General features: G+C 56.6%; 18 protein-coding genes and 6 pseudogenes. 7 read left to right on the top strand and 17 right to left on the bottom strand.

Features of this window, described 5'->3' with window-relative positions:
* Nucleotides 1-135: 135 nt before the first annotated feature.
* A pseudogene (locus tag AC0L2Y_RS30960) lies at nt 136-399 on the bottom strand (transposase); the annotation flags it as partial.
* 267 nt (nt 400-666) lie between these two features.
* Between AC0L2Y_RS30960 and AC0L2Y_RS30955 the strand changes: the two are divergent.
* Both AC0L2Y_RS30955 and AC0L2Y_RS30950 read left to right on the top strand, forming a co-directional pair.
* Nucleotides 667-822: pseudogene (locus AC0L2Y_RS30955) on the top strand (IS5/IS1182 family transposase); the annotation flags it as partial.
* 423 nt (nt 823-1,245) lie between these two features.
* Nucleotides 1,246-2,558, top strand: a pseudogene (locus tag AC0L2Y_RS30950) (IS256 family transposase).
* Here AC0L2Y_RS30950 and AC0L2Y_RS30945 read toward each other — a convergent pair.
* Both AC0L2Y_RS30945 and AC0L2Y_RS30940 read right to left on the bottom strand, forming a co-directional pair.
* Complete coding sequence (locus tag AC0L2Y_RS30945) at nt 2,473-2,844, bottom strand: CapA family protein (RefSeq protein ID WP_473561708.1); 372 nt, start codon at nt 2,842-2,844, stop codon at nt 2,473-2,475. The pseudogene AC0L2Y_RS30950 and the gene AC0L2Y_RS30945 sit on opposite strands and share 86 nt — an antisense overlap.
* A gap of 225 nt (nt 2,845-3,069) precedes the next feature.
* Nucleotides 3,070-3,345 (bottom strand): CapA family protein, encoded by a 276-nt coding sequence (locus AC0L2Y_RS30940; RefSeq protein WP_473561706.1) that lies wholly within the window; start codon nt 3,343-3,345, stop codon nt 3,070-3,072.
* Nucleotides 3,346-3,684: 339 nt separating this feature from the next.
* On the opposite strand from AC0L2Y_RS30940, the gene AC0L2Y_RS30935 reads away from it, so the two are divergent.
* Nucleotides 3,685-3,837 carry a hypothetical protein gene (locus tag AC0L2Y_RS30935; RefSeq protein ID WP_473561705.1) on the top strand — a complete coding sequence of 51 codons (153 nt, stop codon included), beginning with the start codon at nt 3,685-3,687 and terminating at the stop codon, nt 3,835-3,837.
* A gap of 252 nt (nt 3,838-4,089) precedes the next feature.
* Here AC0L2Y_RS30935 and AC0L2Y_RS30930 read toward each other — a convergent pair whose 3' ends face one another.
* The 7 genes and pseudogenes from AC0L2Y_RS30930 to AC0L2Y_RS30900 form a co-directional block, all read right to left on the bottom strand.
* Nucleotides 4,090-4,590 (bottom strand): response regulator, encoded by a 501-nt coding sequence (locus AC0L2Y_RS30930; RefSeq protein ID WP_473561703.1) that lies wholly within the window; start codon nt 4,588-4,590, stop codon nt 4,090-4,092.
* Nucleotides 4,571-5,875: an amidohydrolase family protein gene (locus tag AC0L2Y_RS30925; RefSeq protein ID WP_473561701.1), complete on the bottom strand. Its 1,305-nt coding sequence runs from the start codon at nt 5,873-5,875 to the stop codon at nt 4,571-4,573. Before AC0L2Y_RS30925 ends, AC0L2Y_RS30930 begins: the two co-directional genes overlap by 20 nt.
* Nucleotides 5,876-6,058: 183 nt before the next feature.
* Nucleotides 6,059-7,030 carry a glycine betaine/L-proline ABC transporter substrate-binding protein ProX gene (gene proX / locus AC0L2Y_RS30920; protein WP_473561699.1) on the bottom strand — a complete coding sequence of 324 codons (972 nt, stop codon included), beginning with the start codon at nt 7,028-7,030 and terminating at the stop codon, nt 6,059-6,061.
* A 577-nt stretch (nt 7,031-7,607) separates the two neighbouring features.
* Nucleotides 7,608-8,181 (bottom strand): annotated as a pseudogene (locus AC0L2Y_RS30915) (HupE/UreJ family protein).
* Between the two features lie 53 nt (nt 8,182-8,234).
* Nucleotides 8,235-10,832, bottom strand: coding sequence for a CehA/McbA family metallohydrolase (locus AC0L2Y_RS30910; RefSeq protein WP_473561697.1), 2,598 nt, complete (start codon nt 10,830-10,832; stop codon nt 8,235-8,237).
* Between the two features lie 121 nt (nt 10,833-10,953).
* Nucleotides 10,954-12,201, bottom strand: a complete 1,248-nt coding sequence (locus AC0L2Y_RS30905; RefSeq protein ID WP_473561695.1) for a M24 family metallopeptidase — start codon at nt 12,199-12,201, stop codon at nt 10,954-10,956.
* A gap of 115 nt (nt 12,202-12,316) precedes the next feature.
* On the bottom strand, nt 12,317-12,538 hold the full coding sequence (locus tag AC0L2Y_RS30900) for a tautomerase family protein (protein ID WP_473561693.1): 222 nt from the start codon (nt 12,536-12,538) through the stop codon (nt 12,317-12,319).
* A 320-nt stretch (nt 12,539-12,858) separates the two neighbouring features.
* Here AC0L2Y_RS30900 and AC0L2Y_RS30895 point away from each other — a divergent pair, with 320 nt between their 5' ends.
* The 3 genes and pseudogenes from AC0L2Y_RS30895 (at nt 12,859) to AC0L2Y_RS30885 (ending at nt 16,573) form a co-directional block, all read left to right on the top strand.
* Nucleotides 12,859-13,620: an SDR family NAD(P)-dependent oxidoreductase gene (locus AC0L2Y_RS30895; RefSeq protein ID WP_473561691.1), complete on the top strand. Its 762-nt coding sequence runs from the start codon at nt 12,859-12,861 to the stop codon at nt 13,618-13,620.
* Between the two features lie 9 nt (nt 13,621-13,629).
* Complete coding sequence (locus tag AC0L2Y_RS30890; RefSeq protein WP_473561687.1) at nt 13,630-14,442, top strand: SDR family NAD(P)-dependent oxidoreductase; 813 nt, start codon at nt 13,630-13,632, stop codon at nt 14,440-14,442.
* Nucleotides 14,443-14,598: 156 nt separating this feature from the next.
* Nucleotides 14,599-16,573, top strand: a pseudogene (locus tag AC0L2Y_RS30885) (hydantoinase/oxoprolinase N-terminal domain-containing protein).
* Between the two features lie 202 nt (nt 16,574-16,775).
* On the opposite strand, the gene AC0L2Y_RS30880 reads toward AC0L2Y_RS30885, so the two are convergent.
* The 5 genes from AC0L2Y_RS30880 to AC0L2Y_RS30860 all read right to left on the bottom strand — a co-directional run bounded on the left by AC0L2Y_RS30880 (nt 16,776) and on the right by AC0L2Y_RS30860 (nt 22,813).
* Nucleotides 16,776-17,831, bottom strand: coding sequence for a GlxA family transcriptional regulator (locus AC0L2Y_RS30880; protein ID WP_473561685.1), 1,056 nt, complete (start codon nt 17,829-17,831; stop codon nt 16,776-16,778).
* Nucleotides 17,832-18,011: 180 nt separating this feature from the next.
* Nucleotides 18,012-19,532 (bottom strand): trimethylamine methyltransferase family protein, encoded by a 1,521-nt coding sequence (locus AC0L2Y_RS30875; protein WP_473561683.1) that lies wholly within the window; start codon nt 19,530-19,532, stop codon nt 18,012-18,014.
* 110 nt (nt 19,533-19,642) lie between these two features.
* A complete protein-coding gene (locus tag AC0L2Y_RS30870) occupies nt 19,643-20,695 on the bottom strand; it encodes a quaternary amine ABC transporter ATP-binding protein (RefSeq protein WP_473561681.1) in 1,053 nt (350 codons plus the stop codon).
* Nucleotides 20,696-20,769: 74 nt separating this feature from the next.
* Entirely contained in the window at nt 20,770-21,804 is a 1,035-nt protein-coding gene (gene proX / locus AC0L2Y_RS30865; protein ID WP_473561679.1) for a glycine betaine/L-proline ABC transporter substrate-binding protein ProX, read from the bottom strand.
* A 19-nt stretch (nt 21,805-21,823) separates the two neighbouring features.
* Complete coding sequence (locus AC0L2Y_RS30860) at nt 21,824-22,813, bottom strand: ABC transporter permease (protein ID WP_473561677.1); 990 nt, start codon at nt 22,811-22,813, stop codon at nt 21,824-21,826.
* Between the two features lie 352 nt (nt 22,814-23,165).
* Between AC0L2Y_RS30860 and AC0L2Y_RS30855 the strand changes: the two genes are divergently transcribed.
* The gene (locus AC0L2Y_RS30855; protein ID WP_473561675.1) at nt 23,166-23,456 is read left to right on the top strand and encodes an SDR family NAD(P)-dependent oxidoreductase; all 291 of its coding nucleotides are present in this window, start codon (nt 23,166-23,168) and stop codon (nt 23,454-23,456) included.
* A gap of 165 nt (nt 23,457-23,621) precedes the next feature.
* Here the strand turns inward: AC0L2Y_RS30855 and AC0L2Y_RS30850 are convergent, their stop codons facing one another.
* Entirely contained in the window at nt 23,622-24,620 is a 999-nt protein-coding gene (locus AC0L2Y_RS30850) for a LysR substrate-binding domain-containing protein (RefSeq protein WP_473561674.1), read from the bottom strand.
* 35 nt (nt 24,621-24,655) lie between these two features.
* Nucleotides 24,656-25,294, bottom strand: a pseudogene (locus AC0L2Y_RS30845) (SDR family NAD(P)-dependent oxidoreductase); the annotation flags it as partial.
* Between the last annotated feature and the right edge of the window lie 194 nt (nt 25,295-25,488).

The raw sequence follows: 25,488 nt of genomic DNA, 5'->3' as shown, positions 1-25,488 counted from the left end.
TTATTGGGAACGGCGTGCGCGGATCTCATCATGGCCTGGCTGCAACAGCAGTCCACTCGCGAGAGGCCGGATACATTATGCAACTGGAATCGTCATCGGCGATGTCGCGAACCCTTGCACGGACGGGGCGGACCATACATTCTTTCCCACAAGATCCTTCAACGCGGCATTGTCGAGCATGGCGTCGGCCAGAAGCCGCTTCAGCCGCGTGTTCTCGTCCTCCAGCGCCTTCAGTCGCCGAGCCTCGGACACATCCATCCCGCCGAAGCGGGCCTTCCAGTTGTAGATCGAGGCGTCGCTGACCCCGTGCTTGCGGCACAGATCGGCAACCGATACCCCGGCCTCGTGTTCCTTCAAAATTCCGATGATCTGCTCTTCAGAGAAGCGGCTGCGTTTCATGTCCTGGTCCTCTCGATGGGCCAGAACGAACTTCAAACCGGATTAGATCAGAGGGGCAAGGTCAACGGCATGCCGATCCTGGAGCCGTTGCAGGCCGGGCTACATTCCTCCACCGCGAGGTCTGCAAGAGAGGCGCGCAACGCCTTCTTCGGGCGGGTGCAATCTTGCATTCTGACGGGGACGGATCCGCCACCTGCGACGGCACAAAGGAGATTGCTGCGCCTGACCGCAAGCTCCATGAGAAAGGTGCGCGCGGGGACTGCTACCGAGGTCGAGATGTTGTTCCCCCACCTCAAGCGGATCCTGAAGTTCGATAACTTCTGATTGCGAGGACCGAATGGTGCCGAGGATGAGTTCCACCTCGCAGCCGCAGCCCAGAACCTCCGCAAGCTCCCGAAACTGACCCTGATGCCGACTCCCTAACTCAGTCCGCCTAGGTTCTTGGCGATCAGGCTATAGGCCTCCTTATTCATGTCTAGCTTAGTCCCAAACGGCCGGGAGAGGGCTGCGAAGCGCTCGAGAATGATTGATGCCATTTCACCTGAAGCCCGTCTCGGCCTGCCCCGGCGATGACGAGCTTCGCCGAGACCCAGCCATACTGGGTGGACAGTCTGGGAAACGAGCTCATGATCTTGAAATTTCGCAGATTGGTAATACAGTCTGCCAATATCGAGGATATGCAGGAAATCCGATGCGGTCACTATCGGTAGGCTTTTTGATTAAGGATAGTGTCCTGAAGGTTCTGCAAAAGCTCTGGAGAGAGAACAGCCCTTACTCTGAGGCGAGGGGCGGCCATGGCACGCTGGTGACGTTGCGATCACCGATTCCCGTGGAAGGGTAAGTGCCATGACCAAGCGAGACGTTAGACTGAGCAGAGGCGAGTTGAAAGCGTTGCTGTTGTCGGATGAGGACGGCTTCCGCAGAGTTTTGCAGACTGTGGTGCAGGAGACTTTGGAAGCCGAGATGACGGAGGCGATCGGGGCCGAGAAAGGCGAGCGGACGACGGAGCGGGTTGGTTACCGGTCCGGCTATTACGAATGCAAGCTTGTGACGCGGGTTGGCGTGCTGGAGCTTCGGGTTCCGCAAGATCGGGCCGGCCGGTTCTCGACGGAGTTGTTTGAGCGTTATCAGCGCTCGGAGAAGGCACTGGTATCGGCGCTGGTCGAGATGTACGTGCAAGGTGTGTCGACCCGGAAGGTCAAGGCGATCACCGAGGAGCTGTGCGGCCATTCCTTCTCGGCCCCGACGGTAAGCCAGGCGACGGCGCGGCTGGATGAAGCCCTGAAGGCGTTCTTTGAGCAGCGGCTTGCCGAACCTTACCCGTACCTCATTCTGGATGCGCGCTACGAGCGGGCGCGCGAGGCCGGCGTGATCGCCAGCCAGGCGGTCTTGGTGGCGATCGGGGTCGACTGGGAGGGCCGGCGCCAGGTGCTCGGTGTCGAACTGGCCAACCGGGAAAGCCATTCGAGCTGGCGCGCGTTCGTGGCAGGGCTCAAGCAGCGCGGGCTCGCCGGCGTCGAGTTTGTCGTCTCCGACGAACATCCGGGGCTCAGGGCAGCGATCCGGGAAGTCCTGCCCGAGGCTGTCTGGCAGCGCTGTTACGTGCACTTCCTCAGAAACGCGCTCGATTATGTGCCGCGCAAGGTCGATGACGACTGCCTGATGGAGCTCAGATGGTTCTATGACCGGCGCGACCTCGCGAGGTCAAGCGCGACCTGGCGCAGTGGATCGCCAAATGGCAGGCCAAATACCCGAAGCTGGTGGATTGGGTGGAGAACAACATCGAGGAGACGCTGAGCTTCTATCGGCTGCCGCTGCCGCATCACAAGCACATGAAGTCGACGAACATGCTGGAGCGGCTGAACCAGGAGATCAAGCGGCGCACCCTGGTCGTTCACATCTTCCCCAACCCGCAGAGCTGTTTGCGGCTGGTTCGGGCATTGGCGGTGGAGATCCACGAGAACTGGCTCGAGGCGACCCGCTTACCTCAACATGGATCATCTGCGCGAGCACAAGAAGGAGAACCTGAGGGCACTGGCCGCCTGAGACGCGGCCGCCATGTCCGCCGCTCCGCTAAACACGGGGGCTGCGCGGCGGACACGCCAACATCACCGCTGAATGCCACGCCATTTTTGCAGAACTTGACGCACACAACTTGATTAAGCCGCCAGGTGTAAGGTTTTCCTCTACCCGGAAGTGGCCATACGAATCTCCTGGCAGACTCTGTACTAGCTCATTCTGCCCGATAAAATTTCCGAGGCTGTAAAATATCGGTTTCTTCTTATAGAACTCTAGGCCTCTTACAACGTGCGGTCCATGACCTACAAAGACATCGGCCCCGGCATCTATACACGCATAAGCAAACTTAGAAATAAATTCAGCAGGTTCATCTTCAGCCTTCCCCTGTTCGTGCGCGTGTATGCTCACTGATACTATGTCATACATGCGTCGCGCCTCTTCGACCCATCGCAAGATATCGAAAAGATCCTGCTTGTTGGGCTTCTGGAGATGCCTGAGCTGAGCACCTGCCCGGAAATTCATCCCATTGAATGGAAAAATGTCGACTGGCGCCTGGAAGCCAAAACCGAGATCGAATCGAGGCGCCGGAGCTGCTCAATCTCCAAATCCAGAGCGATGCTCTTTATTTGCTCAAGCTGCTCTGGTGAGACCTCATATAGGTTTTTCAACGCGAAGCGGGTTCAGACCAGGCCTTCTTTGCATAGCCCTCGTCTGCCTACTTGCCTGTTGCCCTCTGGCGAAAGTCGAAGCACACGCAACCATTCCTACAGTTGCGGATGGCGTTGTGAGGTACGAAACCTGTCTGGCTTCCTCAAGATGCCGACCACAACCGGCGTGACAAAGATGTCGGCGGTCTAACTGATCAAGGGCATATTCGAGGCCGGAAATGCTGTAGTCCAAGCTATGATTGGTCGACGTGGCGAACATGTCAAAGCCGGCCTCCACCAACTCGTCAAGCACCCAGGCCGGTGCGCCGAAATGTGATCCTCCGCTGTCAAACGCAGGATCACCTCGATAATCGTTGGCAGGACTTCGAGATTGGTGAAGGCAGCATCGGCGTCACGAACGATATCGAACAACGGAACAAGATCGGGGTCCGTGGTACTGTTCAGTCGCCTTTGGATGATGCTGTCGCCGGTGAGGGCTAACGTTGTCATTCGACAGTGGTCCTTGTTTGATCTGGTGGATTAGAAGATCTGGCGTTGTCCGCCTTCGGAAACGGATCGCCAAGTTCCCTGTGGGCTGGGCGTCCTTGCTGATCATCGCATGATCGTGCTTGATACGGCCTTTTCCAATGATATCCGCCAAGCGTGGACGGTCCGCGCATTCCCCGGCGGCTATCTCATCAACGCCGCGTCGAACGGACATTTCGTGAGATTGTCAACGCCGCTCTCGGTTACTGATAAAGTCAGGCGGTGACCTCGACGGCCAGGTGACGAAACTTCGCGACTGAATGCATGCTGACTCCGTTGTATATGTCTATCTAGGGGCCCTCGGAGGGTCATGTGGTTCGCCATCATATTCAGAGAAAGGGCGAACCACTTCACAGCCGGCAACCAGAAAGGACATAAGGTCTTACCCACATACAGATGTCGACCTCGCATCTCGCATCGACAATATCCTCGGTTTTCCTATGCCATCGCCTGCTTATTCAAATGATGCCACAGAGCGTCAGGCTTTTAATCGGGATGCTGTCGGGCAAATCGTCGGAATCTGCACCATGGCCAAAGCTGAAGAGAAGCTCTGCTCCCGCACGCTAATCGCGAGATATGAGATCAGGTTCTCCAACACCCCTGTTAGATGGCCGATGTTGACAGGCTTTTCAAAGCGATCCGTATCGCCGAATACCTCAGGGAAATCATTAGGACCTACGAGGAATACGAACGGTATTTGACGCCGCACCAGGTGCTCGGCGGCTGCGAACGTCGTTTCTCCTTGCAGGTTCACACTGAGAACGGCACCGTCAATAGAGGACGAGGACATGATGACGTCCAGGGCGTCCTCAATCGTATCGGTCGGATAGATGACGGTCGCACCTGCCTTGACAAGGGCGTCAGTCAATTCGAGGTCCAGCGTATAATTATCGTCTGCGATAAAGATGCTGCAGTCCTGAAGCCTACGACTTTCCACTTTATCTCGCACTGGGCCGCCCTTACCCACAATTGGCGCCATTGGAGAATAATTCCTCTGCATTGCGGTGCATGAGACGGGCAATCAAGTCGGGGACTGCGCCCCGGTCAATCCAGCCGCCATGAACCATTGCTGAAATAGCTTCCCCGATGCCTCGGCGGGCGATCTTACTATGACCGACAATATTTTCCGCGATGATATAATCACCGCCGAACGTGAGAATCTTGTTGGCTGGCACTGAGACCATAAACTCTGCCAGGAAACGAGCAGAAGCGACCGGGTTGATAATCCATGCCCAGCACATGTCGACATACGCATTGCTGTATTGTTTTGAAAGCGCAATATATTCGTCTTGGTATGGATAGCCGATATGCATAAGTACAAATCTGATCTGTGGATAAGACTGCAGTAACCTACAGGCATCATTTGCGTTCTCCCGGACTCTGGCGAGAGGCATAGCATTTTTGCCGGCATGATATCCTGTGTGGATTTTCACAGGCAACCTATAGTCCTGAGCCTTCCTGAGACAGTAGTGAAACAGGTAATCCTCAAGTGCCTGAGCGCCTTCTGGGCCGATGAAGGGACGTGGTGCGATGAGTGTAGAAAAATGACGCTCCGCATCATGACGATCGACCTGTGCGAAGTTTAAGGCCCTGTAATACGCCCCTACGTACTTCACCGCGACGGCGCTCCTTCCAAAGCGCTCGAAATAGCGGTCGATTGCCGCCAGCCAATCACCGAATGAATTAATCTCGACGCCAAGCTCTGCTTTGACCTTCACAATGTCTGCAAGACTGCACCGGCTCAGCTCCATAATGCTAAGGTCTTGCTGGAGGAGAGATGGTTGAGCCGTCTCCATGTAAATCCGCTCCAAGGAATTCACTTGACATAGCGAAATGCGACAAACTCTCTTCAAAATATGCTCGTAAAAACCAGGCTTCTTTATTGCATGATATTGGTGGGCGAGCAGATCGATGTTTTCAAGAGTAAACGACTTGACGCCGTAGAGGTCCTTGATCGTTAGACTGAATGCCTGAGCATAACCTGTGTGTTGAACCCGCTCCCAAAAGGGCGAGACTATATTGAACTTGACCGCTGCGGAAACCTCCGGATCATAAAACCGCCGCTCGGCCGCCAGGCTCATTCCCGCTGAATGAAGATCGTCCTGAAGGTATTCTCTAAAGAGCAAAGACCAGTCATCGCAGGGTAGAAGCCAATCGCTTTGGTGAGATGTGCGCCTGGATTCCTCAACCAAGTGCTCATGGGTGTCGGCGAGAACGGTCTCGCCAACTTGGTCAGATATCCAAGCCGCGGCTTCAGAGCCCATCATTCCCATCCCTCAGTCATTCCTGTATCTGCCCAATATACGAGGCGCCCACGGGCACGATGCCGGACACGAGGTAAGTTCTCGTAGGGCTTCCTGAGTATGCGACACCCCGCTGTGCGTCGGCTCGAAAGGCTGGCGGACGGCGGTCTACCGCGGCGAATGGCTGGCGGCGCCGCTGTCTAACTACTTGGCCGCCTTTGCCTCCGAAATCCACATATCCCATTGGGATTTGTGGGCGGCGATCCAATCTGTCGTGTGCTTCATGATCTGTTCGTTGGATTTTTCGCCCTTGGATATGAGAAGGTTCTCAGCATTGATGTCCTCAATCGGAATCTGAACAAGCTCGAAAAACTTCTTGGCCGAAGGATTGGCTTTGAGGAACGCAGTGTTTGCGATCACCTTCACGTCATTCACCGGGAAGCCCAGATTTCCGAGCCCGGGCACTATCGTATCGCCTGTCTGGCCATCGGGAAGCTCGGTATGCTTAACGTTTAACCATACTACGTCTTTGCCGGGTTGCAGCACAGCTGAAAGCCAAAAAGGCGTCCAGCTGTAATACAACACAGGCTTGCCTTCCTTGAAGTGCTGAATCATGTCTGCAATGATTGTGAAATAACCACCCTGCAGATGCTCGACAGTGCCTCGAAGACCATAAGCGTCGAGTTGGTGTTCGATGACGCGCTCGCATCCCCAACCTGGGTCGCAGCCGTAAAGGTCCGCTTTTCCGTTTCCATTTATGTCGAACAGCTTCGCCTTGGCTGGATCCTGCAAGTCTTCAAGGAACTTGATCCCGGCTGCATCAGCCGTCTTCTTGTCAATCAGGTAGCCCTGCACAGCACCGCTAGACAGCTTCCCGACGCGCATGAGCTTGGCATCTCCACCGGCCTCCTTCCAAAACGCGTCATGAAGAGGCTCCCAATGCTCCGCGTCGAAATCAAGGTCGCCGTTACCTATGGCAACGTGATATAATTCAATTCCGAGCTGGCTCGGTTCGGCCACGTCGTAGCCAAGGTCTTTTAGCCCCTGCATTACCGCGTAAGTTTGAAAGAGACCTTCGGTAACCCCATCCCAAGCAGGTCTGACTTGTTGAGCCGCATGGGAAATGCTGGACATACCCAACAGAAGCGAGGCAAGAATTGCAGTCTTGATCTTCATAGCTAAATTCCCTTCTTTTTAGCTGCTCGAATACTGGAATCAGAGTCCGTTGGGCCCGGCGCGTCAATTAGGCGGACTCCCCACCCCCCCCATCCAGCGGTACTTACCTTATGCGCGGCGTCTAGCCACATCGATCTGGCATTTGTCAACAATGACCGCTAGATAGACACCATCCATTGTCGAGTTGGAACACATTCCGTCGCGGTCAACTATGAGCCTCCGGAACCTCATGCCTAGAAAGCCGGCCTACAGCGATGCAGAAACCTTGGGGTTAACCTGTACGCTCTGGGGAAGAGCCCATCAAATGAGTATTAATTCTCGCCTGGATAACCACAGGTAATGACCGCGTCTGGGGATAACTTCCGAAGTCGACGAAACAAGCGCGGTGAATCGTCAAATGGCGCGCCTCCCCCTTGAAGCCTGTTGGAGGAGTTGCGGGACGCCGGCGGAGCCGTTCAGTTGTGCACATCAGTGGATCTACGCGCACTAAACACGGAAGCCTTCCTCGAGCCCAAGCCGATCCTTCCGGCCGCCCAGAATATCGGTGAAAGCTCGCTGCCGCGGCAAGGACCGGTCGCTATCGCGCACCCACCATAAGACCTAGGCCTGCTGCGACGGTCGCGGCGCCCTCCAGTCGCACCAGGCCGCGCAGCCGCCGGCCCCGCGAGAGCGCAAAACCGACGCCGGCGCCGTGCAGGAGCGCCGTCGCAAGGGCGAAGCCGGCGAAATATTCGAGGCCCCCCGCCGTGGTCGGAATCTCGGTGCCGTGTGCGTGGCCATGAAAAAACGCGAAAAGGCCGACGACAATCGCTCCTACTGCAACCGGCAGGTCCACTGCGTTTGCAACTAGCAGGCCAAGCGTTACCAGTGAGGCAAGAATAACGGGCTCGACGAAGGGGAGTGGGACATCGAGCACTCCAAGCGTGCCGCCACAGATCATGAGGCTAACAAACGCAGCCGGCCAAGCCAACATCGCGCGGCCACCCTTTAAAGCCGCCCACAGGCCTACGGCAACCATGGCCGTAAGGGTGAGCAAATCCAGCAGCAAAGGAATTGGCTGATCCGATCCCGATATGCGATAATGCAGGTCTGCATGCGGCTACAAGAACGATTGCCACCAAGGCGAGTCTGAGGGATTTGGCTCGTATCATCGGATCTCCATAATGCTCTCTCCCGATATCTGTAGACGCCTTACAGTAAGCTGTCATTCATCATGCTCTGAATGGTGCGTGGCGACATTGTGGGCGTGATAAACTCCCATTTGATGCATACGATTGTGAAGACGCCGATGCGCGGACTGGAGCATCAGTCGCATCTCCTTATACCGTGACGTTTCTGCTCGCGTTCCAATAGTTTCAATGTACGCCATGGATCCCTCAATCTGGTCCAGGATCGTCAGTGCGTCAGCCGCCGCGAATAGTGCAGAGCCCTCAACGTTGATCATGATTGCCGATGAGTGTGCGGCAATCACCTCAGGTTTATCGTCGTATCTCGCGCGTACCAGCAATGCGATCCAGGAGCTTTTTGTGACACGGAAAGACCAGCTACCAGCATCCTCCCCAGGCTTAACGGTACGGCTTTCTCTGACTTCGCCGTTGACAATCAGGTCAACCTTGGTCATCGGCATAATAACGCTTGCTACGTTCCAACAGACATCGACCAATCCACCCGATGAAGATAGATTTATGGTGCTGCCCATTGGAGCGCCGTTAACGTTGAAATCCAACAGCGGTCCATACGTTATAAAGGTATGGCCAACGCGGACAGAATCCATCCATGTTTCATAAGTAAATTGTAAGTTATTTGGAATCTTTGAGTAGGTTCGTACTGTGCCTATGGCGAACTCTGCGGACATCTTGTCGGTTCCGGCCACTGCCGGTATCAGAAATCCATTGTTTAGATATCTGTACCAGTCGGAGATGGAGTAGGGATCTATGCCACTGTAAAAGTCTGCAAATGATGCCATCTCGACGGCGTCAGCTTCTCCCAAAATTATTGTAGCGGCATTCTCCATTCTGGGATCCGGGAAGTGGGGCAGAACAACTAGTCCTCCTTGCCTCCGACATTGCTGAGCCCATTCGGTAAGAAGGACATTAACGGGATCGCCAATGGCCGACTCCTCCGGGCCTCCGGCGCACAACGGCGTGATGATATTGCCCGAGTATCCTAGCAGCGATATGTGACCGAGGACGCGTTGTCGGTTCTCCGTACCAACGCGGAGGAGGAACTCACCGTCACCCCCGCTAGCAATACTTCCGAACGTTGTCGAACCGTCGAAGTCGGCGACATTGGCCATCATTTCTCCCATCTGCGTAGCTAGGAGATTGACGACGTTCACGCCCTCAGCCGCGCCTTCCAGCGAAGCTGTTGCCGGTGCAAGGAAATGGACATGTGTATCGGCCGTAACCCACCCATCTTCGCGCCAGCGAAGCACCTTTTCCAGCTCTAGCGTCACCTGCTCTGTTTGCCGAGTGACCGTCAACTTCCGCCGGATTGGTTTGATCTCAAATCCTTTGGTAATCTCTAGGTAAATGTCACCCAATGGCAATTCGATCGCCGTTTCGCCTGAGATGTATGTGGAAAGATGTGGGCCGTGCCATTGCTCCATGCTATAATTTTCGAGCACTCTTGGGCTCGGATTGCGGTTGCGGTCAATCGGAGCCAGATATTCGCCTATAGAGCCATGCACGTGGAGCTTTACCGGAACGGGCTTATTCTCTCCCTTTTCGACGACACGAAGGACGACACGTTGGTCCGCTGGAATGATCGACTGCAGCGTGGTCTTGCTTTGCGGAATGACGGCGTCAAGATCTCCAACTGAAATAGTTTCGGTTCCGAGGACATGGAAGCGGGCATCCGGATGCGCCGAATATTCAACGACTATTTCGTTCGGGCTCATTTCTGGTTGAAGGTTTTGGCGAGTATTTTCCCAATCCTGTGATGGGTACACTAACCTAGGTTTGGCTGAAATAACTTGTCCGAGATCGAGTTGAAGCTGGCTTAGGAGACTGTGCTCGTCAAGCTTAGGGTCAAAGCTGAATTCGGACGGCATTCTGAATAAAGCTTTTTTGCGCCTATTCCAACGAAGTGGCATTGAGTGGGTGTTGCCTGCGGAAACCCCAGAGACAATCAAGCTGCCACACATGGGTTCAAACCGAATCGCTTCCACGGCCTTCTCTGGGCAGGGGTTTTCGAAGGCCCAGAGAAAATTCATCCATTGTCCGTCCTCGAAAATAACCTGCTGCTGGCGAATTCCCCACTCGATTGGGTGTCGATAGGCGGACGCGTCGCTAATGGGCCTCGGCTGGCCAGCCTCATTGATAGCTAAAGGACGTGGCTTGATTGCCCCGACGGCACGGGTGCAATGCTCGCCCCATCTAAAATGAAACGACCCCACCTGATGGCGCCGCCGGATTTTGGCCCCTTCCTCTGAGCCGTCGTTGTAGATCAGAAAATAATTAGCCGCATGTTCGCTTAGTTGGCCAATTCCTCGCATTGGAGAGATCATGCCGGTCCGGTCAGGTGTAAGCGGACGAATGTCAGAGGCGTGCATGAACACGAACCACCGAGCCGTCACAGACGGAATCTCGACTGTAATTGACTTGTTATAGACTATAAGTGGGCGTTCGATCTCGAATGGTATACCCCAGGCCACACAAGATCCTGAATGTGCAAAGGGGACTGCCTTAGCTAAATCGGCGGATACGGCTTCATGCTTTGCAAGGTCCTCAAACGTTAATGTGCCATCAAATCGCACAGGTCGGAACAGCGGCGATGCCGGGCCGTCGCGTAGAGCGCTCATAGCTTTATCCTCAATGCTCGGGGTCCTGAGCTGCCGAAATGTGATTTCATCTCTCTAGGGCAGGAATTGAATCTTCCTTTGAGGTTGACGGGAATTCACGTTGGGTCCGGTCTTGTTAGATTTAGTTCAGCAGGCGCTCTTCGAAAGGGTAAGTCGACAGCAATTCGTACCCGTCAGCCGTTACCAGAACCTGTTCCTCAAGCTTCACACCATCACGTTCCCCGACTGCGCCAATGTAGGATTCAACGCAAATCACCATGCCAGCTTCAAGGGTCGCTTCGTAGGCGATGGGCCCTCTAAAGATTGGCTTAACTTGCGGATATTCGTCGCACATTCCGACTCCGTGAATTAGGCACGTGTAAGCTTGCTCTTGGAACTCTTCCGGCACTGGCCAAGCCTGCGCTTGCAGGTCCTTCATGGTGAGACCCGGACGGATGAGCTTCATGTTGGTATGCAACTCATCATAGGCATACCTGTAGAGTTGGCGCTGCCGGGCGCTAGGCCGGTCTTTCCCGTAATAGAATGTCCGGGAAACATCGCAGAAATAGCCGAATGGACCGACCATGTCGGTATCGAATCCGACCAGGTCTCCGGGTTCGATGACCCGCTGGGTGGCTTCCTGAAGCCACGGATTGATCCGCGGGCCGGACGCCAGCATGCGCCCCTCGTGCCAGCCGCCCTGGTTGGCCAAGTTGGTGTAGTTTAGGATCCCCCAGAGCTGAACTTCAGTTACCCCAGGCCCAATGCTTTCCTGCATCCGTGCTATGCCGTGCTCGGCAACGGCACACGCCCACCTGATGCAGGCGATTTCGTCGTCCGACTTGATGATGCGAGCCCCTTCGACGATGTCGACGGCGTCAATGACCTCCAGCCCGCGCTGCAGCAGCGCCTGGGTAATACTCGGGTTCACATATTCCACCGCCACCTTGCGGTTGGTGGTGCCGATTTCACTCAGAAACTCCACGATGTCGTCGGCGAAAAGCCTCGCGGCCTCTGGCAGTTCGTACCCGCCCTCGAAAAACGACAGGGGCCTGCCAGCTGTGACCCTGTCTGCGGAAGAGCCGCGGCTGTAGGCCTGGTGAAGGGTAATCGGCCCGTCGAGGGGCAAAAAGAGATATGTGACCGGGATATGCGATTGGAACAAAGGGAAGGTATTGTAGTCAATTGCGTAACGGATTGTGATCGGGCTCACCAACACACACATGGCAACACCGGACTCGCGCATTGCAGCTCTAAGGCGATCCTTACGGTAGTTATCGAGCCGTTGAAAGTCGATGTCCGGCATTTGCCGAAACTGTCGCAGATCACTCCAGGTGTCTCGCAGAAGGAACCCGTCGGGATCTGGTGAAATCAATTCGAGATCGGTCATGGATTCCTCTTCGGTGTTCCCATCCAGCCGTGGTCTATCCCGCTGTGCTGTCAGGCTAAGGGACCAGATTGCCGACGTGACGGCTGCCTGTTGGGTGTTTCAGACGCTGATCAAACTACATCCGTGACCAGAGCTTACCGCCGGTGGCCCAGTTATTCGGCGCGTACTCGTCGAAAACCACATGAACCTGTTCTGGTTTTAGGTCAGACTTCTCGCAGAATAATTTGGTGATCTCGGCCGCGATTTCTGCCTTCTTGTCGTCGTCAGCTTTGAACGTTTCGATGTGGATAACCGGCATAGCACGCTCCTTGTTTGGTCTGCGGATGAGCTTGATCATAGCTCGTCAGAACCACTGCGCGGATCGCAGCACGAGCCAGGCAGCATGCGCGGCCACGCAGAACGCCGCGATATAGCGAGCTATAGGCGGCGGCGGACCTTCATTCAAATAAGTATTACTGCCGGGCTGGATAACTAGGAGTCATGACCATGTCTAAAGTCTGTGATAGGCTCAATCGCCGCTGTGGAGGCGTCATGACTTCAGCTTGTCCGACGCATGACTTTTTGGTCGCTTGCGAAGGAGCGGTGTGGGGGCCTAGATCACGAAGTCTGCCCGGCGGCACTTCCGTCAGGCCTAATCGTTTTACGGGCAATCGGCATATGACGCATTCCAAGAAGACAGTTATCGTCACGGGCGCTACGTCCGGAATAGGCGAAGCCATCTCAGAGGCCTTCGCCACAGCGGGGGCGTCACTGCTACTGGTTGGCCGCGATCGGGACCGGGGTCACCGAGCCTTGGAGGTTGTCGAGAAACTGGGTTGCACTGCACAATTGATGCTAGGGGATGTGGGTGACTCGGCGTTCGCGGACCATGTCGTGAATACTTGCGTAGAACACTTTGGCAAGGTTGATGTGCTGGTTAACAGCGCCGGCATCATCAGGCGTGGAAAGGCCGTGGACACTACGGATAACGACTGGCTGCAGACCTTTGAGGCCAACGTCAACGGCGTGTTTTACTTCAGCCGCGCCGCCGTGAAATCCATGCGAACGACCGGCGGCGGGAGCATTGTCAATATAGCTTCAAATGTTGGTTTGGTTGGCTGCCCAGGGCTGGTTGCCTACTGTGCCTCCAAGGGTGCGGTCGTTCTAATGACTCAAGCCATGGCCCTTGACCACGCCAAAGAGCAAATCACCATCAACGCCGTGTGCCCTGGTGCCGTTGATACACCGATGCTCATCTCGGCCCATAACAAGCCTGTTACTGCCGAAGAAATCCTGCAGAGAAATGTCGATTCCATACCGCAGGGACGTGTGGCGACCGCCAGGGAGATTGCATGTTTGACGCTTTTCCTTGCGAGCGAGGGTGCCAGGCACATCACGGGGGTAGCTATTCCGATAGATGGCGGTTTCACGGCAGGATAGGAGGACGTTTTGGGTAATCGGGTATCAGGCAAGGTGGCCATCGTTACAGGCGGCAACCAGGGCATTGGGCGTGCGATCGCGGAGAGGCTTGCTGACGAAGGCGCCATCGTTGTGGTGGGCGATCTGCGCGACGATCGGCCTTCCGAAAACGGCGGCGCTGGTGGAATTACGACTATCGGTCTCGACGTCTCAAAAGAGGTTTCAATCCGCACCTTTGTCGATGACGTCCTGCAGAAATGCGGGAGCATCGACATTCTGGTGAACAATGCGGGCTTGGTCATCCACAAGTCCATTGATGACCAGACAGCCGACGAGTGGGACCGGCTCATGGCGGTCAATCTGCGCGGACCCTTTCTGATGACAAAATACGTTGTCCCTGAAATGAGACGGCAGGGCGGAGGGACCATCGTCAACATCGGCTCGGTCGAAGGCTACATGGTCAACCCATGGCATACCGCCTACGCGGCCTCGAAAGCCGGCGTGCATGGGCTGACGCTCGGCCTGTCCGTGGACCTGGGGCCTGATGGTATCCGTTGTAACACGGTCTGCCCGGGTTGGATCGACACCGACCTAAATCGTGCCTACGTCGAGATGCATCCCGACCGGGATTTGATCGAGCGCGAATTGGGGCAGCTTCACCCGGTGGGGAGGATTGGAGCTCCTAAGGAGGTAGCCAACGCAGTCCTGTGGTTGGCAAGTGACGATTCCAGTTTCGTGAGCGGCGAAATGATCTCCGTCGACGGTGCGCGCACCAAGAAAATTTCTTTGCCCGCCATCTTGGATGAAGAGTATCGGGCCAAGCTGACAAAAGCCCAAGCATAGCGGTGTGCGGGTGCGTCATGGAACAGGTTACGGCGGGTCGTCCGGCTCGCTGAGGAACTTATCGATGCCCGCCATGTGCGTTTTGCAAAACGGCGGATTTGCTGCGTCCGAACTGAGGCGTGAGACCGGCGGATCCCAGCCGAATGGCTATCGGTCGTGAGGACCAAGACCAAGGCTAAGCCGCTGTTCCTCGGCATCGACACTGGCGGCACATACACTGATGCCGTGCTGTGGTCTGAGACCGAGGGTCCCCAGCTAGGGCCCAGCAAGGGCAAGGTCTTGGCCAAGGCCAAAGCGCTGACGACGAGGCATGATCTCGCCGTCGGCATCGCCGGCGCTGTCGACGCCGTTCTGCAGAGGGCGGGTACCGATCCGACCGATGTCAAACTGGTCTCGATGTCGACGACTCTTGCGACCAACGCGCTGGTCGAGGGCCAGGGCGGCCGCGTGGCCCTGATTATGATCGGCTTTTCCGAGGCCGATCTTGCGCGTGACGGGCTTGGGACCGCCCTCGGCACCGATCCGGTCGTGTTTTGTCCGGGAGGGCACGACGTTCACGGCAATACTGCAGGACTAGACCTATCAGGCCTGCAAGCGGCATTGCCAGAGCTTGGCGGCTCGGTCTCTGGTTTCGCTGTCTGCGCATATTTCGCTACGCGCAACCCTGCGCATGAGATCGCTGCCCGAAACATGATCCGTGAGAAGACTGGGCTACCGGTCACCGCCAGCCATGAGCTCTCAGCTAAGCTCGGCGGCCCGCGCCGGGCGCTCACCACATTGCTTAACGCCAGACTGATCTCAATGATCGACCGCTTGGTGGCGGCGACCGAAGGCTTTCTCGAGCAGCGCAATATATCCGCTCCCCTGATGGTGGTTCGTGGTGACGGTGCGCTGGTGTCGGCGGCCTTTGCCCGCCAGCGGCCGATCGAGACCATCCTCTCCGGTCCCGCTGCCAGCCTGGTAGGCGCCCGCCACATGACCGGGCTCGATAACGCAGTTGTCTCCGACATCGGTGGTACCACAACCGACGTCGCGGTGCTGGACAAGGGCCGTCCGCGGCTTGATCCCGAAGGCGCTACCGTCGGCGGCTTCCGCACCATGGTCGAGGCGGTGGCCATGCGCACTTTCGGCCTTGGTGGCGATTCCGAAGTTGCGCTGGAAGAGGGCGTGCTCAACCCAGAAATCCTGCTCGGGCCGCGCCGCCTGGTCACCCAATCCCGGCCGTGCAGACGGGCGCTTTGCCGTGCGCACGGGCATGCCGGAAAAGCTCGCTGCCGGCCTTACTGCACCCGAATCCCGACTTTACGAGGCAATCGGCGCCACAGCGGTGGCTTTGGACAAACTGCTCACCGCAAATGCCCGAAACGCCACACTCAAGCGGCTGGTGGCCCGCGGATTGGTGCATGTCTCCGGCTTCACGCCCTCGGATGCCGCCCATGTGCTTGGCAAGCAGTCGAACTGGGATCCTTTCGCTGCCCGGCTGGGTGCGGAACTGTTTGCCCGCAAGCGCGACGGCCGCGGCCATCCCATCGCCGCCTCCCCTGAAGCGATCTCCGAGCGCGTGCTGGTGACGCTGACACGCTGGTCGGCCGAAGTGATCCTTGAGACCGCCTTCGCCGAGGACGGGCTCAACGGTGCCGCGACCGTCGCGCACGCGCTGGTGCAGCGCGCTGTCGACGCGCACCCCGGCATAGCCCGCTTATGCGTTGCGCTCGACCGTCCAGTTATCGGACTCGGTGCCTCGGCGCCGTTGCACTATGCAGGGTTGCCGCTGCTCATCGGCAACGACTGCTTGGTGCCGGAAGACACCGACGTCGCCAATGCTCTTGGGGCTGTTGTCGGCCAGGTGCGTGTGTCGGCCGAGGCACAGGTCAGCCAGCCCAAAGAGGGACTTTTCCGCGTGGCTTCTGGGGGGAGAGTTCGCGATTTCCTTTACGAGGCTGCGGCCATCGCGGCCGCCGAAGCCGATGTCCGCGCTATTGTCGCACAAACGGCAAGCGATGCAGGCACCGACAGTGCTGAGATCGACACCGCTATCGAATATCGAGTTTCGACCGTCGAGGGTCAGCGTCTCTTCATTGATGCGCAGGTCGTAGCGGTCGCGTCGGGAAGGCCCAGGATTGCGGTGTAGGCAGTCTTGCTGGCCAAAGTCTGTAGCCAACTGCTCCGCTTGATGCTTGTTGACGCCATGCACCTAACGTCGGTACGCAATTTGAAGGTGAATACGACATCGGATGCATAGTCGTTGCTTTCGCTGCAATTTCACCGAGTTGAGTTATCCCATGGCTGCCGTCGCCACCGACGGTATTGCGGATCGCAGGCGGCCGAGTCAATCAACCTAAGCCAGGCCCGACCCACGCTGGTAACGCGATACGGCATTGCTGCGGAGAGACACCGTGGAAAGTCCTGAAGCACTTTGCAAAGTGCGACGCAGAAATGAACCCGCAGGCAATTGCGATGTCTATTATGGGCAGGCTTGTGCCTTCGATCAGGCGCTTAGCGTGCTCGACACGGATACGAAGGTAATGACGTACAGGGGGCATATGCACGTGATTTGCAAACAAGCGCTCCAATTGACGTCGCGATATGCCGACTCTACGCGCAACTTCACTCATGCTCAGTGGATATTCCACGTGCTCTTCCATCAGCCGCATGGCCATCAGAAGCTTATCGCTCGCACCGGCAAAGGCCAAACCTGACGGGCCGGTCTGGCGGTTCGTACCTGAACGTTGACCTTCCACCGTCGCGTACCGGCAAACCTCCTGGGCGGCCAACCCACCGACATGACCGGCGATCAGATCGACAGCCAGGTCGAAGGCCGCAAGTTCCCCGGCACATGTCGAAAACTGACCGTCTTTCACAAATAGTGCATCACGGATCTGGGTTTGACTGAACATCTCTGAGAATGCAGCCAGTCGCGACCAATGAATGGTGCACCGGGTGCCTGCAAGCAAGCCCGTTTGCGCCAGAAGCCAGGTGGCTGTTCCAAGCGCAGATATTGCAATTCCGCGCCGTGCAAATGTCCGCAGGACGTTGTTGATCTGGGCCGGTAGCCGCCTCACCACCGGCTCGCCTGCGATGATTGCAAGATGATAGGGTCCCCGGCCGCCGATACATGTGTCCAATTCGTCGATCGTCATATCAACGGCCACCGAGATGCCGCTCGCGCCCTCGACCGGGCGCGAGTCAAGTCCAGCTATTCGCCAGCGGAACAGCTTTGCCTTCCCGAGCATATTGGCTATGCGAAACGGCTCAAGGAACGCGTGGAGTGCCAGCTGCGAAAACCCTGGCACCAATAAGACAACAAGCTCGACCGGTTGGCCACCGCGCAACTGATCGTCAAGCGTGAACAACGGCTTCATGGCATTCATGTCGGGAGGTGCGTTCATCAGGTTCGTCCATACCTTTCGGAAGGACTTGCCGAGCTTTTCCCGGCAAGCCTGGTGCGATTTCGGTTAAATCTAGAGCAGGCGGTTCATGGGCGGGCAGGGGCAGCCATTCGTCGTCTGCGGCCTATGATCGTTTTCATGCCCGCAGTACGTCCCTATGCGTACCTCCGGCCTGCCTGCCTAAAGGACAGCGTCGCCGATTTGAAGTTCCTTGCGTTTCATGAAGTCGAGAAGCTCGTCATCAATGGCTTGGTCGAGCGGCGGGGTCTCATATTCTCTGAGTGCTTTTGCAGCGGCGTCCCGTCCGCGCGTATCAGCGTCCCTTGAACCTGCGAACGACCATTGCTCGTAACTGTCGTGGTTCATGAGATCAGGTACAAAAAACGCCTGTTCGAAATTCTTTAGCGTATGCGCGGTTCCGAGATAGTGGCTTCCCGGCTCACTCTGTCGGATCGCATCGAGCGTCTCATCCAGTTCGCTCTTCACCAGGCCCTGCCCAAGCTTGTAGAACATCACCATCTGCTCCGCATCCAGCATGAACTTGCTGTAGCTTTGCGTGAGGGCGCCCTCGAGATAGCCGGTGGTAGAGAGAACGAAGTTCGCACCCGCGATCAGCACGCCGTACATATTGCGGGCGGCCTCGTATCCCGCCTGGGCGTCTACGAGCTTCGAACTCGTGCACATGCCGCTGCAGCGCCATGGCAGCTTATAGTGTCTCGCGAGTTGGCCGACCAACATGTTCATGTGATCGATTTCCGGCGTTCCTGCCATGGGCGCGCCGCTCTTCATTGAAACGGTCGCCAACCACTGGCCATAGATGGCAGGGGCTCTAGGCCGGACGAGCTGCGCGAAGGCAACCCCGGCGAGGGCCTCGGCATTGAGCTGCGCGACGGCCGCCAGAGTGCTTGCCGGCGTGCTGGCGCCGGCAAGCACGAACGGGGTGAACAGGATCGCCTGATTGCTCGCCGCATAGACTTTGACCGCATCGAGCATCGTTGAATCCCACACCAACGGCGAATTGCAGTTGGCAATTGATACGGTCACGGTGTTGTTGTGGACAAATTCCTCACCGAAGACGATTTTGGCCATCGAAACAGTGTCTTCCGCCCGCTCGCGCGAGGTGACGGCGCCCATGAACGCTTTGTCAGAGTACTTGATCAGGCTGTAGTTCATATGCAGGTGGCGCTTGGGGACTGCAATATCCATTGGCTCACATAGGACCCCCCCAGTCATGTGCATGGCGGGCGCCTGATACGCGAGCTTTGCAAAATTCACGAAATCGGCGATCGTCGAATTACGCCGCTTGCCTTCGAGATCCAACACATTCGGAGAGCCATATGCCGGCGTAAAGATGGTTCTCCGGCCGCCGAGGGTGACCGTCTTGGCAGGGTTGCGCGCGTGAACCGTGATGGTTTCTGGAGCCTTTGCGACCAGTTCCAGAAGAAGGTTTCGGTCAATCCTCACGCGCTGGCCGGACACGTCGGCCCCGGCTGCTTGCCACAGCGCAATTGCCTCGTCATCGCGGAATTCAATCCCAATTTCTTCAAGTATCTGCATCGAATAGTCATGAAGCCGCTGCAATTCGTCCGCGCTGAGCAATTCCATATAAGGCAGGCCCCGGTCCATCGGGGGCATGTATGTTACGGCCCTCTCGGAACGCATCTTTTGCCGGGCGTCACGGCCACCTGATCGTGCAGACATACTCTTGATCCCTATTTCACGTTAGTTGTAGTTCACAAATCAGCTGATAACTAACTATAAAAAATCATCTCTGTTATGAACTGAGGTTATGCGCAATGATGCTTTAAGGCCTAAAGTCTGTCCTGGATTCCACGCAGCAGGGAGGATGCGGTCACAATTCCAACGTCAACGCCGGCATCATCAACCACAACCAGCGGCTTGTTGTGATTTCGGTTTGACAACTCGACCAGCTCCTTGATGACGACGTTCAACTTGATCCGTGGAGCGTCTGCCGGCGCCCCGGCGCCTGCCGAATTCTCATAGTCGCTAAGGGGGAGAATGACTGACTCGGCTTTCAACAGCTTCAGGCGGCTACTGCCTTGGACAAATTTCTCGACATACGGATCTTTCGGGTTGCCGAGGATGTCTTCGGCAGACCCGATTTGAAGCATCTTTCCGTCTTTCATGACGCCGATATGATGGCCGAGCCGCACCGCTTCATCCAAATCATGCGTGATGAAGAGCGTCGTTTTGTTCAACTTGGCCGACAGTTCTCTGAACTGATCCTGAAGCTCACGCCGAATGAGCGGGTCGAGCGCTGAAAACGGCTCATCCATCAACAATATGGCGGGATCGGCTGCCAGTGCTCGGGCCAGACCTATACGCTGCTTCATTCCTCCTGAGAGCTCATCCGGATACCTGTCGCCCCAGCCGGCCAATTGCACCAGCTCAAGCTTTTCCTCAGCAATCTCACGGCGCTGCCGAGCATTGATCTTCCGAAGTTCCAAGCTCAGGGCGACATTGTCACGGACCGTGCGATGAGGGAGAAGCGCAACATTTTGAAAAACCATTCCCATCGAACGGGCACGGAGTTGTCGCATCTCGTCTTCGGATTTCAGATTGATGTCTTCGCCGCTAACAATAACCTGCCCGGCGGTCGGTTTGATCAGCCGATTCACATGCCGAACCAACGTCGACTTCCCGCTCCCGGATAGGCCCATGACACAGAATATCTCGCCCACCTCGACCTTGAACGAGACTCCCGCCACGGCTACCACGCAACCATGTTTCTCAAGCAGTTTAGCCTTCGAAAGATGATCGCCTTGGACGCTCGCCAGGTCGAATTTCGGGCTCGTCCCGAAGACTTTCCATACGTCCTTGAATTCTATTGCATGCGCTTTCAAGTGAAGCTCCCAGCTTGAGGTGTCGCCCGGTACGGTGCAGGATACCGGGCGGCTCTATATCCCCGTAGTTCAGCTTACTCGGCTGCTGCCTGTTTCGCTTGCGCTATCCAGGCATTCCACTGGTCGATGTGGGCCTTCTTCCATGCCTCTGCATGACCATGGATCGCGTCGTTGGTTTTTTCCCCTTTGTGGATAAGCAAGTTCTCGTTATCGATGTCCTGAATCGGGATCGTGACCTGATCGAACCACTTGTTTGCGGCTGGGTTTTTCTCGAGGAAAGCCGTGTTCGCAAACACATGGTGGGTGTTCACGGAGAAACCTAAGTTTCCGATGCCCGGGACTGTTGTGTCAGCCCCAGCCTGCTCGTCAGGCAACGCCGTGGAAGGAACCGTAAGCCAGACCACTTCCTGACCGTGCCGAAGAACGCCATTCACCCACATAGGAACCCAGCCGTAATACAACGTTGGTTTACCGGCCTGAATTCTCTGGATGACGTCTGCCAGGAGCGCGAAATATTCGCCCTGCTTATGGGTCACCGTATCCCGGAGGCCATACGCGTCAATGTGATGTTCGATGATACGCTCACAGCCCCAGCCCGGATCGCAACCATAAAGGTCGGCCTTGCTATCCCCATCGACATCGAACAGTTTGGCGAGTTGGGGGTCTTTGAGCTGATCGATCGTCTTGACGCCGTATTTGTCGGCCGTGGTCTTGTCGATCGAGTACCCCTGGATCGAGTTCTTCGCGAGAGTCCCAACCCGATGAGCCTTGGCGTCGCCGCCGGCCTTCTCGGCGAACGTTATATGTAGGGGATACCAGTGCGGCGTGTAGTAGTCGGCATCACCGCTAGCTACGGCCAGGTGGGCCAGAGTAATCTGTGCCGAAGATGGCTCCTCGACCGTGTAGCCCAGATCTTCAAGCCCAATCTTGACAATGTAGGCCTCGAACATTTCTTCGGCGATGCCGTTGACCAGAGGCTTTACGGTGACACCTTTGCCCGGGAGATCCTCAGCAGAAGCGTACCCTGCAGACAAGGCGAGAGTACTCAGCAGGGTTAAAGCTGCGGTGAATCCCCGAAAATGCTTCCCCACTTTAATCCGATTGTTCATAAGTTGCTCCCATTGGTTGTTAGTCGTGTTTGTCGCTAATTCCTGCCGGCCATTTTAATCCCCCATGCCCCGCTGGGGAGGATTGGAAGTTATTGAAGACGGCGGTAACGAGCGCCGCTGGTCCCCGCTTGTGCCAAGCAGCGCCGGCAAAGGATCGGCGCCGTGACATCGCGGATTGGGCCAAGCGATCTAGAATAATTGCGAGAAAGACAATGCCGATGCCGCCGGTTGCGGCCAAACCAATGTCCAGGCGGCCGATGCCGCGCAGAACCATCTGCCCCAGGCCGCCCACGGCAATCATGGAAGCTACGACAACCATCGAAAGCGACATCATCAACGTTTGGTTCACACCTGCGACGATGCTCGGTAGAGCCAGAGGCAATTGGGCTTTGAAAAGAAGCTGCCGGTTCGTCGCTCCGAAAGCGCGCATAGCTTCGACGACTTCCTCGGAGACCTGTTGGATGCCCAGCGTTGTCAACCTGATGACGGGTGGAAGCGCGAAAATGATGGTTACGATGACGCCAGGCACGTTGCCGATGCCGAACAACATGACCACGGGCACCAGGTAGACGAATGAAGGAATGGTTTGCATTGTGTCGAGGATCGGCCGGCAGATGGCAGCTGCGCGGTCGCTGCGGGCGGCGAGTACGCCTAGCGGTATTCCGATGATCGTGCAGACGAGCACTGCAGTGAAAACAAGCGACAATGTTGTCATTGTTTCACCCCAGATGCCGAGGAAGCCGATAGTCACCAGCAGGCCTACGATCTGAGCAGCAAGCCGCCATCCCGCCAGTTGCCACGCGACAAGACCGAAGCAAAGAATCGTGACCAGGGGTGGAATGCCATTGAGCGCAAGATCAAATGCGGTCAGGAGCTTGTCGACGGGCCACTTCAAGGTTTGAAAGAGTGGGCGGTATTCTTGAACGATCCACCCCAATCCGGAATCGACCCAGTCACCAAACGGGAGATGCCACTTTTTGAACGGGTCTAGTACATCTTCAGCGTTCACAAATCGTCCTTTCAGCCAAGATCCGAAGCTGCGGTGGTGCAAGCGCCTGGGAATCCCGTAGACAGCCTACGGCCACCGCTAAACAACCTACAACCCTACGGCTGGGAGCGTGTAAAGCTGAGCTAGCCCCGCGTACCCTGGGTACGGCTCTCCTGTTCCGCACTGATCAGCCGGTCGGCAGCAGGAACTTCAGCAGGGCCTTGAATGCGTTCCGTCTGACTGTTCCAGGAACGCTACCGACGCGAGGGCTACAAAACAACCGTATAAAAACTTATGTCGCTGAGGAAGAAATGTTATCAGGATGACAGCCGCAGATGAGAGCTCGGCTTTGCGCCGCGGTGAGCCAGGGCTGATGAACGCTGCATCAAAAGGAGCCGTCCTTGCTCTCAGCAGATCTCTAGCCAAGGAACTTGCACCCGCCATCAGGATCAATACGGTATCTCCCGGCACCATTAACTCCCGGATGATCGAGGATTTGCTGCGCCAGAACGGGGATAAGTTTCTGGACGCCACGCCCGCCGGCCGCGTCGGATCCGCAGAGGAAGTTGCTAATGTCGTAGCGTTCCTATGTAGCAGCGCGTCTAGCTATGTCGTCGGCGAAGCCGTCCACGTGAATGGGGGATATTACAATGGGCTAGCTTAGGACGGCCTCGCTGCTGCTGCGGGAAGGTGGCGTTTGCTGCGCGAAGGTGGCGTTTTCTCAATCCCCAGGCACGTGCCCGAAACCGCCAGGAGAATGCGATGCTGCACCATCTTGGGATTTCACCTTCACCGCCCGGTAACGTTTCGACATTTGCTCAGACGATGGCTAATCCTCTGGCGGCAGGCCTTGTTGGCTTGACGTCGCCCCCGTCTGACCAATCACCGTCGAGTCTGCCACCGCTGCAGGCGGGTTGAGGTCTGCGACCTGTGCAAGCAGCCAGTTGCGGAATATCTGAACGTCTTCCCGCTCGATGGCGGTATCTGGGATGACGAGATGATGTTTTCGGCCGGTGAGGCAGCTCTCAGACAAAGGCCTGATGAGCGTACCCTCTTTGAGGAAATCGCTGACCAAATGACGCCAGCCAAGCCCTATGCCGTGGCCTCTGATCACAGACTGCATCATCGTTGGGTAGTTGTTGAACGTGATGATGCGCTTGAAGTCGGACGAGATCCCGAACTGTCCGAGCCAATGCACCCAATCAAAAGGTGACCAGGGGTAGGCGGACCAATGTTGGTCATCCATAACAAGGAGAACCTCGTTCACCAAGTCCTCCGGAGTACGGATTCCCGCAGAATGGGTCTGGTAAGACTTGCTGCAAACTGGGAAGACTTCCTCTCCAAAGAGTTCCGTTGCCGTGAAGCCTGGGCGTGCCAGATATCCCATCACCACGGACACATCGAAACCGTCTGTCGCCGGGGCAGGGCTCCGTTCAAGCGAAACCAGATGCAGGTCGACGTCCGGATTATTTGCGACAAATTCACCAATCCGATGGCTCATAAAAAGGGTGGCGAACGACATTGGCATGCCGACCGTCAAGCGTCGGGCCTTCTCGCGCCGCTTTACGCTGTCGAAGGCTGCCGCAATATGAGCGAGGCTCAAAGTCGCAGCTTCAAAGAGCTCCTCGCCAGCAGGCGACAAAGACACCTTTTGGTTGCCTCTGTTAAACAGCTGAATGTCGAGATGGTCCTCCAATGTTAGAATATGGCGACTGACCGCCGCTTGAGTAACGGAAAGCTCGTTAGCAGCCTTGGTAAAACTCATATGCCGTGCGGCAGCTTCAAATGCCCGCAAGGCGCTCAACGGAAGCCGTCGGTAGTTGGACATAGATAATTGTTACTCCAGCGCTACAGGGAAGTAAATTAAGACCGCAGCTTTCGCCGCGCCGGGCGTCGTAGTCGGCCCGCCAAGTCGCTGAGTGCGAAGTCAGGCATCGGCGGCCTGGGGGCTTCCGGATCACCGCTCCAGGGAATCCAGTTGAAGACTGTCCATCCGCCATCAGGCACGATGACTTGGCCAGTCACGTAACCAGATTTGTCAGACGCGAGAAAGAGAACAGTTTCAGCAACATCACGGGGCTGGCGAAACTGGCGCATCGGCAATTGGTCCATGTAGGCCTCGGGGTCCATGTGGCCATCATTTAGCATCCCTGTCTCAACCATGCCTGGGCCTACTGCGTTGACCCGGATCGCGTAGCCGGCCCACTCAATGGCGAGCACCTTGGTCATTGAGATTACGGCCGCCTTGGCCGCGTTATAAGCGAGCCGCATTGGAACATTCGAGAACCCACTAATCGACGAAATGTTGACGATGCCACCGCCACCATGGGCTCGCATGATTTTTCCAAATTCACGGCTGCACAGAAATACGCCCGTAGTCATCACGGCGAAGGACGCTTCCCAATCCTCAAGGAAGAAGCTCATGCTGGGTCCAATGCGGGGAATGCCGGCGTTGTTGACCAGGATGTCCACGCCCCCGTGATCGCGGACGATCATCTGTGCCCAGCTACGACATCCTGTTCCTTCGTGACATCAAGACGATAGAAGCGAATGCCTGTGTCGATCGCCGGGGGAACGAGATCTAGGTTGATCACCCTGCCGCCTTGGTCGGCAAAAAAGAGCACAGATGGCGGCGCCGATCCCTCGGCTGCCCCCGCAAACCTTCCTGCGACTTGGCCGCTCATCCCACCGCCTGA

It is taken from the genome of Mesorhizobium sp. WSM4830 (genome assembly GCF_055811495.1).
The sequence above is the reverse complement of the archived record's forward strand: the minus strand, read 5'-3'. Positions and strand labels throughout refer to the sequence as shown.

What these genes read in the sequence shown, in the direction of transcription:
- AC0L2Y_RS30945 (WP_473561708.1), bottom strand. Translation starts at nt 2,844, where the DNA reads ATGTATGACATAGTATCAGTGAGCATACACGCGCACGAACAGGGGAAG.
- AC0L2Y_RS30940 (WP_473561706.1), bottom strand. Translation starts at nt 3,345, where the DNA reads ATGTTCGCCACGTCGACCAATCATAGCTTGGACTACAGCATTTCCGGC.
- AC0L2Y_RS30935 (WP_473561705.1), top strand. Translation starts at nt 3,685, where the DNA reads ATGATCGTGCTTGATACGGCCTTTTCCAATGATATCCGCCAAGCGTGG.
- AC0L2Y_RS30930 (WP_473561703.1), bottom strand. Translation starts at nt 4,590, where the DNA reads ATGGCGCCAATTGTGGGTAAGGGCGGCCCAGTGCGAGATAAAGTGGAA.
- AC0L2Y_RS30925 (WP_473561701.1), bottom strand. Translation starts at nt 5,875, where the DNA reads ATGGGCTCTGAAGCCGCGGCTTGGATATCTGACCAAGTTGGCGAGACC.
- proX (WP_473561699.1), bottom strand. Translation starts at nt 7,030, where the DNA reads ATGAAGATCAAGACTGCAATTCTTGCCTCGCTTCTGTTGGGTATGTCC.
- AC0L2Y_RS30910 (WP_473561697.1), bottom strand. Translation starts at nt 10,832, where the DNA reads ATGAGCGCTCTACGCGACGGCCCGGCATCGCCGCTGTTCCGACCTGTG.
- AC0L2Y_RS30905 (WP_473561695.1), bottom strand. Translation starts at nt 12,201, where the DNA reads ATGACCGATCTCGAATTGATTTCACCAGATCCCGACGGGTTCCTTCTG.
- AC0L2Y_RS30900 (WP_473561693.1), bottom strand. Translation starts at nt 12,538, where the DNA reads ATGATCAAGCTCATCCGCAGACCAAACAAGGAGCGTGCTATGCCGGTT.
- AC0L2Y_RS30895 (WP_473561691.1), top strand. Translation starts at nt 12,859, where the DNA reads ATGACGCATTCCAAGAAGACAGTTATCGTCACGGGCGCTACGTCCGGA.
- AC0L2Y_RS30880 (WP_473561685.1), bottom strand. Translation starts at nt 17,831, where the DNA reads ATGAACGCACCTCCCGACATGAATGCCATGAAGCCGTTGTTCACGCTT.
- AC0L2Y_RS30875 (WP_473561683.1), bottom strand. Translation starts at nt 19,532, where the DNA reads ATGTCTGCACGATCAGGTGGCCGTGACGCCCGGCAAAAGATGCGTTCC.
- proX (WP_473561679.1), bottom strand. Translation starts at nt 21,804, where the DNA reads ATGAACAATCGGATTAAAGTGGGGAAGCATTTTCGGGGATTCACCGCA.
- AC0L2Y_RS30855 (WP_473561675.1), top strand. Translation starts at nt 23,166, where the DNA reads ATGAACGCTGCATCAAAAGGAGCCGTCCTTGCTCTCAGCAGATCTCTA.
- AC0L2Y_RS30850 (WP_473561674.1), bottom strand. Translation starts at nt 24,620, where the DNA reads ATGTCCAACTACCGACGGCTTCCGTTGAGCGCCTTGCGGGCATTTGAA.